1 protein-coding gene is annotated in these 588 nt (G+C 65.6%); it reads right to left on the reverse strand.

All coding sequences use genetic code 11. The features are described from left to right. Nucleotides 1–588, reverse strand: a 588-nt coding sequence (locus B7G66_RS13730) for a relaxase/mobilization nuclease domain-containing protein (protein WP_048859287.1), incomplete at both ends; no start/stop codon positions are given.

Below are 588 nucleotides of genomic sequence, written 5' to 3' on the forward strand. Positions count from 1 at the left end.
ATGGTCGGTGCGCGGCCCGAGTTCGAGCGTGACCAGGTTCTGGGTGCGGGCACGCAATCCCTCGCGAATGTAATCCTTGGAGATGACCAGATCCTCGCCGTCCTGGTCTTTGCCCCGCACGATGACGTGGATATGCGGATTGTCGGTGTTCCAATGCGACACGGCAACCCAGTCCAGCTTCGTCCCGAGATCCTGTTCCGCCTGCGTCATCAGTTCCCGCGTGAAGGTTTTCAGGTCCGCCATCTCGGCCGCATCCTCTGGTCCCACGATGAAGCGGAAATGGTGCCGGTCGTCCTGACACCGCTCGGCGAATTCGCGTGCGGGCACATGGTCGCGCTCCGCTCCGAACAGCCGCGCCTTCTCGCCGTCCTTCGTCACGCCTTCCCGTTGGAGATAGGACAGATGGGCACGCAGGGTCGCCCGTGCGCCATGCCGGACCACCCTTGCCTTGACGATGGCAAGCCGGGTGCGACGAGACAGAAGACGGTTGGCGCGGGTTGCCGCGCCCCTGCCCCGCCCGAAAGTGGACGGTCCCTTTCCGGCTCGCCCCGAGCCAGAACGGCCCATGCCACCCGCCCGGTTGGTGGC

Origin of the sequence: Novacetimonas hansenii JCM 7643, from assembly GCF_000964405.1 — a bacterium.
GTDB lineage: Bacteria > Pseudomonadota > Alphaproteobacteria > Acetobacterales > Acetobacteraceae > Novacetimonas > Novacetimonas hansenii.